Below are 10322 nucleotides of genomic sequence, written 5' to 3' on the forward strand. Positions count from 1 at the left end.
CATTTTAGATTTAATATTCAAAGAGCGTACAAAAGATGTTGAGATCAAAGAGTCACTAATTAATACAACATATTATGAAAAGAATTACACACATACTGGTATTTGCATTTATATCGCAATTATGCCTGTCACAAACGGTATATCGTTTAGATCATACCCATAGTTATACTTGGGACAATGAAGATTGGTTAAGAATCGTAGAGGTTTACTACGATTACGATAATGGAGGCTTAGAAGAAACCGCCATACTAAATAAAGTGTCATCAGATGGCACTACGTTTATAGATAGTTTTCGTCATACCAAAACTTATGATTCAAATAACTCTCTTTTAACAGATATAAAACAACTGTGGAATGGTATCAATTGGCTAAATAGCACCAAAAGAGAAAACACTTATAATCAAGCTGATCAAACCGAGGTAAGTTCATTTTACGATCAATTTATTGCTAATGCTTGGGTATTAAATAATCAATCAACTGTTACTACCACTGCAAATGGTTATAATACTGAAAACTGGGTAAGAAATAATACGGGAACATTAGAACCAGACACTAAAACAATCACCTTTATATCTAACAATCAACTTATACGAGAAATTGAACAGTTTTGGAACGTATCCACTTCGGATTGGGAAAATGATGAAAAAGTAGAAGTTTCATATACTTCAGAGGATCAATGGGACGTCTTTGAATATTTTTATTGGGATCCTACATTGTCTCCAGCCAATTGGGAAGCACTGCCTTATAGTAGAACAAGCTATATAAGGACTGACCCCACTTATGATTTAATAATCCTTATAGAAATGAATGAGGCAGGCAATTGGATAAATGAATCAAGAATTCTTTATACTCGAAACGCAAATAACAACATCTTATCTACCACTACTCAAGTATGGGACGCAGATTTAGGACCTTCAGGAGAATGGACCACCTTTAGCACTACCTCATGGACATATGACAATAATGACAATTACATCCAAACTATAAGTCAATCAGACTATACAGGTGAAGGATTAGAAAACAGTATTAGACGTGACTATTTCTGGGAGGAAGCTACAGATTTAAGTGTAAGTTTTAATAGCATTAATAATATAAGTACCTATCCTAATCCAACTACAGATGTTATTAACGTAAATTTTAAAATCCCAACATCTAATATAAGCGAAGCACAGCTCTATAATGTACAAGGAAAATTAATATACTCATTAAAAATACAGCAAGGTATAAACCTAGTCCAGATTCCAATTAAATACCAACAAAACGGAATTTATCTATTAAAAATTAAAACAAAAGAATCGGTGCAAACTTATAAGATTGTTAAAGGTCAATGAGGATAGAACCACATAAAAGAGGCTATTAATCAGGGGTGATAAGGAAAACAATGAAGCCAAAAACTGAATTGTTTTCCTTTCATTAAAAATTTCAAATTTAACTATCTGTCCTAGCGATAGGATTAGGTCTAACAGGAGTAGAAATGAAAAAGTTAAATACAGAAAAGTTAGGCCGATTATCAGATGAAAATCAAAACATCTATATAAACATAGACCACTTAAAAAAAGGAAGTTACACGATAAATATCTTATTGAATAATAAAATCATCAAATCTTTTAAAGTAAGTAAATTATAAATCCTCTTAAAAAAACAGTATCGACAAAGAGATCAGATCAACATACTCATCTAATTAACTACAGTATTAAAGATGCTATTAATCAGGGTTGAAAAGGGAAACATTGAAAACAAACATGGATTTGTTTCCCTTTTTATTTTCAATTAAAAAATTAAAAATTATGGAAACTACACAAACAAACAGCACCACATCAGAAGGTAAAACAATAGCCTTAATAGCGTACATCACCATTATTGGCTTAGTCATAGCCTTTATAATGAACAATGAAAAAAAGAATGCTTTTGCGAAATACCACATTGTCCAATCCTTAGGATTAGGGCTAACGGGTTTAGCCTTAGGCCTCATCGGACTTATTCCAATAATAGGATGGATAATAAATATGGTTGGGGTTTTAGTACTACTTTATATGTGGATTATGGGATTAGTAAACGCCATAAATGAGAAAGAACAACCTGTTCCTATTTTAGGAAATCACTACATCGAATGGTTAAAAAACATTTAATAAACTGATTATGAAAACGAAACATATACTATTCCTTATTATCGGCCTTTTAGTCGGAGGTAATGCGGAAGCTCAAATTTTAAAAAAATTAAGAAAAAAAGCTGAACAAGCTGCCGAACGTACCATTTTACGAAAGACAGATGAAATAGTCACTAAAAAAACAGAAAAGACTATTGATGATGCTACAAGTAAAAATGAAAAAAAAGACAGAACAGACGACGATCAAACAAATGATGTCTCAGATAATTCTGCACTAGAATTAAACACCAAAGCGAAACAAGATTTCTATAAAGAAGATATGGTCATTGAACTCTTTGAAAATAATGCAAAATCACAAACTCAGTATTTCGACAAAGATGAAGTGGCTGTAAAATTAAACCAAGACAATCAACCCAAATCAGGTTACATAGATAGTGAAGGTTTTATTTATGCTTATAACGAAGCAGAAAGTCAATATTTTAAATCATCAATTATACAATTACAAAGCCAAGGACTTATGGTTCCTACCATGATGTTGGAAGCTTACAAGTTACCACCAGAACCTTTCTTAGCCAATCTAGACAAGCAACAAGACCTAGGTCTTACTCCTAATCCCTTTAATGGAATTGTTGAATTTGCTTTTATCTATGAACCAGAACATTTTAGGTACGAGGATTTCAAAGAATCAAAGAAAATAGTCAATGGCAAACAGTATATAAAGTTTGATTTTTTAAATGAACCTGGCTATGAAGGCAGCTACGTTCTATTCGACGATAAAGACCGTTTGGTAGAAATTTACAGCAATAAAACGAGCGCTAATCAAAGTCAAGACAACTTTGAAATGGGCATACGAGAGCCTAGTGAAGGTAGAATTCTATACGATTACAAACCTGTAGAAATTAAATTACCATCGGCGAGAGAAAAGAAAATGGCCGGACAAGGCTTGATGGAAATGGTAATGGGCTCTAATAAAAAGGATAGTAAATCTGAAGATTACGATGAAGAAGACTATGATACCACCGACTCTAAAGGCATGATAAAGTCTGCAAAAAAATCAATGAAGAATAATAAGGTTACAGCAGATATGCTTCCTGAATCCTATGAGTTTGATTATGTCTTTAAAACCACTTTGGTTCAAAATTCTAAAAAGCAAAATGCTTTAGATATGAATTTTTTAATCAATACAAATACAACCACTTATAGCGGTTCAGAATATATAGATCCTAAACTCTCAAAACAGGGAACAATGTATATGGTTTTTGATTTAGATCTTAACGTTATGGCAATGTTTATAAATGGCCATGGTGGAAATAATATGGTTCAAATCACCAATATTCCAGAGGTAGATAACAAAGATGTCGAAGTCGATTTTACAATTACTGAATTACCTCCAAAAACTATAATAGGTTTCAAATCTACTGGATTACAATTAGAAAACGACACATACATCTTAAAGGTTTATCACACTAAAAATGCGCCAGTTACATTGAGCAACTTTTTCGGATTTGGTGGCTCTTCATCTTCAAAAAAATTAAATCTACCTGAAATGGATTCAAGATTATTAAAGCAATTTGAAAACGGATTAGTGATGGAAATGCACTATGAAGATAAAAAAAAGAAGAAAAATAATTTTATCATAACCGCCAAGTCTTTAGATAAAACATCAACAACAATTCAAACTAAAAATTATAAAAGTTTGAATATGTTTTCCGGTGGAAATTTATTCCAAAACTAACACAACATTCAGATGAAAAATCTAAAATTAATATCTGTATTATTCTTCTTTCTAGGGCTATTTAGTTGTGGCAACAATTCAAAAGATAATGAAAGAATACTAGGAGAATCAATGAAGACTTTAAAAAAGGTCAATAAAGCCGAAGATTTCAGAGAAAGATTAAAAGCTCTCGAGCCAGTAACTGAGCAAGCGCTTAAAAATTGGTTTCCAAAAAATCTAAACGGCTATACCCTCACAGATTTCTTTAATTTTAGAGGTTCGCAAAAAGAGATTGCCCAGGTAGCAGGTATATACTATAAAGATAACGATAAGAATACCAAACTGCAAATTCATATTGCCGATGGAGCTAGTAACAGTGGACTTTTAGCAATACAGTCGCATTATATGGCACAAAACTTAGAAATGAATAACACTAGAGATTCGGGTTATGAAAAAACTTATGAAAAAAACGGGTTTGAAGTTTTAGAAACTTATGTAAAAAAAGACGACTTCTATCGAGTCCTATTTTTATACGATATGAGATTTGGAGTAACCGTAGAAAGTAACGGCTTGAGTTATGATGAACTATGGCAAACTATTGCCATGTTAGATGTAGCAAAATTAAACCGTCTGTAAACCATAATACCATGAAACCATACAGCTATTTATTTCTCATACTTATTATTTGTACAGCTTGTAATAATAAACAAGCGTCAAAAACAATAGTAGAAAAACGTGATACAAAACCAAAAACAACCGAAATTATTGGTACAACTAAGAGTTCTATCAGAAATGGAGTTAAAAACACTACTAATACCCAAGAAGATTGGTACTGGAAAAACACTATGAAGAGTAGCAATAATACTTTTGAAAATTGGGAACATGGCAAGGTCGATTTGGTGATGCTATATCGTTATAAACAAAATGAATCTTCACCAGAAAAGTTAAACGTAGGACATATTGATGCTAAAGGAAGTATAACAATCAATTTGCCAGAAACGATAAAGACAGAAACTAAAATTGATAATGCAGGCAACTTAGTATTTCATGATATTCAAGACATTACAACATTAATTTGTCAAAATCCTAAAGCTGGTTACTTTGGTAAGACCACGATATATGTGGAGAAAAACAATACGAATCTAGGTGCATTAACCTTAGGCAATTCAGTACGAGTTACCTACAACCTTACCAACCAAAGCACTTTAACTATGGGTGATGAAGGGTATATCCTCTCATGGGTGTATTTAGATGAAGCGGCCACTATGAAAGGGACAGAAACAACGAGGAATAAAGTTCGTAGAGATGGGACAAATACTATTGAAGCCGAGAATATCGTCGTCTATAGTTTAGAATATAAACCTGGCTGGAACATCGTAAAAACAGAAGTCATAGGTAAATATGACCTAGAACATGAACGAGGTCTCAATGCGTCATGGTTTAAAAAACACGAACATTCAGTTTTAGATAAAATACCAAGCGATGCCGATTACTTTTTTAGAAAACTTAATTATTAATTTAAAACCAAAATACAATGAAAAATTCTTTAAAACTTACAAATATTTTCGCACTAGTATTATGTGCAATCTTTTTCACTTGTAGTGACGATAAAGATAATGAACAAAATGTTGAATACCCAGTATCTTATGCTGAATTTACAATATATGGCCCTACTTCAAATGGCAATTATGATTATAGAGATGAAAGCTCATCTGACGAATTTAACACAACTGGTCGTTTGTATACAATGGTACAAGAACCTAATTTACCAGAAGATCAAATTCAACTATATATATGTAAATCTTTCTCTTCTTCTAATTTTTTGGTAGTTGCGCCTAATAGCACAGGAACTCATTAATATATGGTATAAAAGTGGCCCTCATGATAATAATGTAGCCATTCAGCTAGAATCAACTGAGGACTATTATTATGCTAAAAATGTTACACTAAATATAACCGCACTAGAATTAAATGGGGGTACCGTAACTCGTAGCAAAGGGACATTCTCTGGAGATTTTTATAGACATAACCTCGTTGAAGCAGACGTGCATACCATAAACGACGGAGAGTTTGAAATTATCCAATAGGTGGTGTATTACACGTAATCGCAGGCGGTTTAAAACTTAATAATAATAATAATAATAGATCATGAAGACTATAAAATATTTCAACCTTATAATGTTAGTTATTACGATTACATTACTAAACTGTAGCAAGGACAGTAACAACGACACCTACCAAAATCCATAAAATTCATTAGTTGGTTCTACACATGTGAATATTGATATTGACGGAATCGCTCTTAGGGGGACTTACAGAGATAGTATCCCAGAAGATAATAATGGTACCACTGCAACGGCGGTTGCCCACTTCGCTAATGATGGGATAAATAGAGTGACCCATTTTAGATTCACTTATTATGGTCCAAATAAAAAGCCCTATGACTTCATAATGGTATTACCATCACAAAAAGGTGTCTATGGTCTTGGAGAAACGACAGTTGACTCTTATGGAAACCCTGTATATCCTCTGTATTATATCACATTTATATTTGATGATGATGTTGCTTTTTACGACAGTAATAACAATAATACAAATGATATTAATTCCAATCTACTATCACGTACGATAAGTGTTGATATTAGAGAATTTGAAGAAACCACTAATGGATTAGGATTAACAGTTCCGTCTTACATTAAAGGTTATCTTACAGGTAATGGATATTTTACCGCATATACAAGTCCTACTACGGCACCTATGAAACTAGATCATTCAGTAACAGGGTCGTTTGAATATCATGCAGATGAGTAGAAAAATAAAAATTATTAATGTTTAATATATCGAAGAATGAAAAGGTTCATTCTATTATTTCTAATCATTATTTCTCCATCAAGTTATTCCTGTGACAATAATGATGATTCCATAGACGATGCTCTGCAAAGTGACACACACATTAATTATAGCGTTGCAGGAACTCAAATTAATGACACGTATTATATTTAAGTTGCAGATATTGCAAATACCAATATAACAGCCATAGCTACAGTATTACTAGAACGCGATTCACGTAGCTTAAAAAAAGCAATCTTTGTATTTATGGACAATACCCAGAAGCTAAACGTAAGTATATGCATTCCTGCTAGAACAGGTCTAGTGGAGGTTTTAGAAGGGCACATTGATTTTGGCTTGCTCTTTAGTTTTAAAATCTAAATATAGAAGCTAAATCTAAATCGGTTAATGTACAAGAAATTGCACATAACAATATACGTAAGCGATATTAAGGGAACGTTTGAAGGTATTGCGGTGTATAAACAAATGGTTAATAGAGGTGTAGTTAAAGAATCACATATTGTGAATGGTACGTTTCAGTATAATGTACCTCAGTAAATAAATTAATAAGCTGGATTACTTAAAAAAAAGTAATTCTCAAATCGCAGTCATTATATTTATAGGATATCTCACGTATTGTTCCAATACAACAGTTGCAGATAAAGAAACGTATCTAAACCAAGACGTATTAGTCAACAATAGTTCATGGTCATTTGAGAGTTATGAATTATTAAAGATTATTAATAAGCAAGATGCAGACGTGAATGAAGCTCTTATTAAATTTTGGGTTTACGATAATAGTCAAACCATTGAATCTACATTTTATAATAACGGAACTGGGAAGTTTATCGATACAGCTAAAAATCAAATAGTCTCTTTCAAATGGACATTAAAAAATAATGAAATGGAAATTATACTCGATTTGAACAATTCACCCAGGGTAGTATATAAAAATGTGGAGCTCTCTGAGTCACAATTCAAGTTCAAAAAAGAAGACATCGGATTCGATAAACAAAACATTCCAGTAAGATTTTATGGTACTTACTTCTATCATTAAGATAACTTATTATTTAGAATCAACTTCCCTTTAACTCTTCAAGGACTAATCTCAATTCTCCAAAAGTATATTTATCATCTAATTGAAGTTTTAAATCTGAGAGATTTTTAAATGTCTTGGTAGGTATAAGTTGTTTTAATTCTTCATATGTCGATTGAGTCATTAAATCGGTAATCTTTATTTCACCTGAAGGAATAAAACTCGCTAAGTGTCCATAAATGGTATTTTCATTTAGTTCGCGTTCTGAAGCAATTTCGTCAATCGTTTTGCCTAATTTAAACAAGTTTAAAGACACACGTTTTGTCTCACCTATCTTCTTCTTTGGTTTCGGAATATCAGCGATCATGTCTTTGGAAGTTTCTATGTCATTTTCCTCACAATAGTCATTGATCACTTTTAAAATCTCTGTACCATATTTTTCAATACGCGTTTTCCCCATTCCGTGTATCGCTTTAAGCTCAGTCTTATTTGTGGGTAAAGTTTCACACATAGCATACAAAGACTTCTGAGTAAAAATTTGAAAGTGAACCAAATCTTCTCTACTAGCAATTTCATTTCTCAATTCGCGTAACAATTCAAATAATTCAATATTAGTAGTACCATCAACTACAGTCTTCCTAGGTGTCTTAGGTTTTTCTTTCGCTAAAAACACAGACTTGGCTCGTAAGCTTAAAAATTTATCCGTATTGAATCCTTGGTCTAAGCCTTGGAAATACAATAATTTCGTCTCCAACAATTCCTCTAGTGTATCCAATTGTTTATTTATGTCCTTTTCAACAGCCTGATTATCCGTAGTAAAATTGATCTGTTTTAGGCTACTTTCAATATGGGTTTTGGTCTGCTCTTTAAAATAATCTAAGGCTTTCCTAAAACGCTCCTGTATTTGCTGATTTGTTTCAGGTGTATCTTTCTCATTGGTTAACGACTTCAGCTGTGACTTAAAGGAAGTAGATATTTTAAGAAGATTCATTACGCTAGTCTTAATTGTTAGCAAAGGGGGTTCTATAATGCCTTCAATACTCCCTCTGTATTTATAATATATATCTAATATTCGGTTAACTGGATATAAAAATTTATAGAAGTTGAAAACCTCATGGATCAAATCTAATTGATAATCACATTTAGATTGTAGAAGAACGGATTCATCTGGTTGATTGGCTTCAGCGTTTTTATTGAAAGTAATCACATTAGTATCACTGATAATCTGATTAGAATCAATTTTACTTTTAAGGACTAGTCCTTCTAGAGATTTACATCTACTAAGAGCCACATAGGTTTGCCCATGAGCAAAAGCACCCTGCGCATCTATAATGGCTTTTTCAAATGTTAAACCTTGACTTTTATGAATGGTTATAGACCAAGCTAAGCGCAATGGAATTTGCGAATAACTCCCAATCTTATCTTCAGTTATGGCTTTGGTATCAGAATCAACAGTGTATTTAATATTTTCCCAAGTTTCCAACTTAGTATCAATATTAAAATCATCATCTGGACAATGAACAACTACTTCATCCTTTTCTAATAAGATGACTTTCCCAATCTTCCCATTGAAATAACGCTTTTCTGGAGAACTATCATTCTTTATAAACATTACCTGTGCCCCTACTTTTAGTGTAAGCTCTTCTTTATTAGGGTAAGAATGTTCTGGAAAATTACCTTGTACAATAGCTTTATAAGTTCGTTCCTTTGTATCTAATTTTTCTAATTCTTGAAGATTGGTTTGTCTTGCCTTATTATTATGTGTAGTTAATGATATATAACCTTCATTTTCGTTGGGTTCAAAGTCAGGTATATAACGTTTATTTAATTCCTCTGCAGAAGATTTACTTAAATTATTATTACGAATTTCATTAAGTATATTAATGAATAAGGGGTTCTCTTGCCTATAAATATGTTTTAGCTCTATAGTTAAAGGATCACTGTTTTTGAAAGCAATACTGCTAAAGAAAAAAGCATTCTGATAAAACGGTTTTAGCAGTTGCCATTCATGCTCTTTTATTACCGGTGAAAGTTGCTGTAAATCGCCTATCATTAATAATTGAACACCCCCAAACACCTCATTTCTATTTTTGAAGCGTCGTAAGGTTTTATCTATACCATCGAGTAAATCTGCTCTCACCATACTTATCTCATCAATGACCAATAAATCAAGAGAGCGTATAATGTTTAGTTTAGTCTTACTAAATTTTCTATTGAATCCTGTTGAAGAAGATAAATCATCATTGGGTAAAATTGGTCCAAAAGGCATTTGGAAAAAGGAATGAATAGTAACTCCTTTTGCGTTTATAGCAGCTACACCAGTAGGAGCGACAATTACCATACGTTTATTACATTGCATCTTAAGACGATGTAAAAACGTGGTCTTTCCTGTTCCCGCTTTTCCAGTTAGGAATATATTCCTATTGGTATTGGTTACAAAATCCCAAGCTAAGTCTAATTCCTTATTCTGTTTCATAGGTAAGTAAAACACTAAACACTGAAGATACTAAAAAGTTCTAATGGTTAAAAACCGGAACTTATTAAAAACAAAAAACCCTTACTAGTAATTAGTAAGGGTTTTCAAAAAAGGCGGTGACCTACTCTTCCACAGTAAAGCAGTACCATCGGCGCAAAC

At 32.4% G+C, this 10322-nt stretch carries 13 protein-coding genes; 12 read left to right on the forward strand and 1 reads right to left on the reverse strand.

What is annotated here, in order from left to right:
- The first annotated feature begins 74 nt into the window (after nt 1–74).
- The 12 genes from DFQ11_RS11680 (at nt 75) to DFQ11_RS11720 (ending at nt 7708) form a co-directional block, all read left to right on the forward strand.
- Nucleotides 75–1331 carry a T9SS type A sorting domain-containing protein gene (locus DFQ11_RS11680; RefSeq protein ID WP_110476059.1) on the forward strand — a complete coding sequence of 419 codons (1257 nt, stop codon included), beginning with the start codon at nt 75–77 and terminating at the stop codon, nt 1329–1331.
- Between the two features lie 143 nt (nt 1332–1474).
- Nucleotides 1475–1627 (forward strand): hypothetical protein, encoded by a 153-nt coding sequence (locus DFQ11_RS15300; protein ID WP_189343016.1) that lies wholly within the window; start codon nt 1475–1477, stop codon nt 1625–1627.
- A 160-nt stretch (nt 1628–1787) separates the two neighbouring features.
- The gene (locus DFQ11_RS11685; protein ID WP_110476078.1) at nt 1788–2129 is read left to right on the forward strand and encodes a DUF4870 domain-containing protein; all 342 of its coding nucleotides are present in this window, start codon (nt 1788–1790) and stop codon (nt 2127–2129) included.
- Between the two features lie 10 nt (nt 2130–2139).
- Nucleotides 2140–3843 carry a hypothetical protein gene (locus tag DFQ11_RS11690; RefSeq protein WP_110476060.1) on the forward strand — a complete coding sequence of 568 codons (1704 nt, stop codon included), beginning with the start codon at nt 2140–2142 and terminating at the stop codon, nt 3841–3843.
- A 12-nt stretch (nt 3844–3855) separates the two neighbouring features.
- Nucleotides 3856–4458, forward strand: coding sequence for a hypothetical protein (locus tag DFQ11_RS11695; protein WP_110476061.1), 603 nt, complete (start codon nt 3856–3858; stop codon nt 4456–4458).
- Nucleotides 4459–4469: 11 nt separating this feature from the next.
- A complete protein-coding gene (locus DFQ11_RS11700; protein ID WP_110476062.1) occupies nt 4470–5339 on the forward strand; it encodes a hypothetical protein in 870 nt (289 codons plus the stop codon).
- Nucleotides 5340–5356: 17 nt separating this feature from the next.
- A complete protein-coding gene (locus DFQ11_RS11705) occupies nt 5357–5680 on the forward strand; it encodes a hypothetical protein (RefSeq protein WP_110476063.1) in 324 nt (107 codons plus the stop codon).
- On the forward strand, nt 5652–5909 hold the full coding sequence (locus DFQ11_RS11710; RefSeq protein ID WP_110476064.1) for a hypothetical protein: 258 nt from the start codon (nt 5652–5654) through the stop codon (nt 5907–5909). Before DFQ11_RS11705 ends, DFQ11_RS11710 begins: the two co-directional genes overlap by 29 nt.
- Before the next feature lie 187 nt (nt 5910–6096).
- Nucleotides 6097–6633 carry a hypothetical protein gene (locus DFQ11_RS11715; protein WP_110476065.1) on the forward strand — a complete coding sequence of 179 codons (537 nt, stop codon included), beginning with the start codon at nt 6097–6099 and terminating at the stop codon, nt 6631–6633.
- Nucleotides 6634–6669: 36 nt separating this feature from the next.
- A complete protein-coding gene (locus DFQ11_RS15180; RefSeq protein ID WP_158525002.1) occupies nt 6670–6825 on the forward strand; it encodes a hypothetical protein in 156 nt (51 codons plus the stop codon).
- Between the two features lie 234 nt (nt 6826–7059).
- The gene (locus tag DFQ11_RS15185) at nt 7060–7209 is read left to right on the forward strand and encodes a hypothetical protein (protein ID WP_158525003.1); all 150 of its coding nucleotides are present in this window, start codon (nt 7060–7062) and stop codon (nt 7207–7209) included.
- A 202-nt stretch (nt 7210–7411) separates the two neighbouring features.
- Nucleotides 7412–7708, forward strand: a complete 297-nt coding sequence (locus tag DFQ11_RS11720; RefSeq protein WP_110476066.1) for a hypothetical protein — start codon at nt 7412–7414, stop codon at nt 7706–7708.
- 19 nt (nt 7709–7727) lie between these two features.
- Here DFQ11_RS11720 and DFQ11_RS11725 read toward each other — a convergent pair whose 3' ends face one another.
- Nucleotides 7728–10163, reverse strand: a complete 2436-nt coding sequence (locus DFQ11_RS11725) for a helix-turn-helix domain-containing protein (protein WP_110476067.1) — start codon at nt 10161–10163, stop codon at nt 7728–7730.
- Nucleotides 10164–10322: the final 159 nt, after the last annotated feature.

Source organism: Winogradskyella epiphytica (assembly GCF_003217215.1).
GTDB classification, from domain to species: domain Bacteria; phylum Bacteroidota; class Bacteroidia; order Flavobacteriales; family Flavobacteriaceae; genus Winogradskyella; species Winogradskyella epiphytica.

Excerpts from the sequence above, each read along its gene's own strand:
- DFQ11_RS11685 (WP_110476078.1), top strand. The coding sequence starts at position 1,788 with ATGGAAACTACACAAACAAACAGCACCACATCAGAAGGTAAAACAATA.
- DFQ11_RS15300 (WP_189343016.1), top strand. The coding sequence starts at position 1,475 with ATGAAAAAGTTAAATACAGAAAAGTTAGGCCGATTATCAGATGAAAAT.
- DFQ11_RS15185 (WP_158525003.1), top strand. The coding sequence starts at position 7,060 with ATGTACAAGAAATTGCACATAACAATATACGTAAGCGATATTAAGGGA.
- DFQ11_RS11690 (WP_110476060.1), top strand. The coding sequence starts at position 2,140 with ATGAAAACGAAACATATACTATTCCTTATTATCGGCCTTTTAGTCGGA.
- DFQ11_RS11700 (WP_110476062.1), top strand. The coding sequence starts at position 4,470 with ATGAAACCATACAGCTATTTATTTCTCATACTTATTATTTGTACAGCT.
- DFQ11_RS11705 (WP_110476063.1), top strand. The coding sequence starts at position 5,357 with ATGAAAAATTCTTTAAAACTTACAAATATTTTCGCACTAGTATTATGT.
- DFQ11_RS15180 (WP_158525002.1), top strand. The coding sequence starts at position 6,670 with ATGAAAAGGTTCATTCTATTATTTCTAATCATTATTTCTCCATCAAGT.
- DFQ11_RS11725 (WP_110476067.1), bottom strand. The coding sequence starts at position 10,163 with ATGAAACAGAATAAGGAATTAGACTTAGCTTGGGATTTTGTAACCAAT.
- DFQ11_RS11680 (WP_110476059.1), top strand. The coding sequence starts at position 75 with ATGAAAAGAATTACACACATACTGGTATTTGCATTTATATCGCAATTA.
- DFQ11_RS11695 (WP_110476061.1), top strand. The coding sequence starts at position 3,856 with ATGAAAAATCTAAAATTAATATCTGTATTATTCTTCTTTCTAGGGCTA.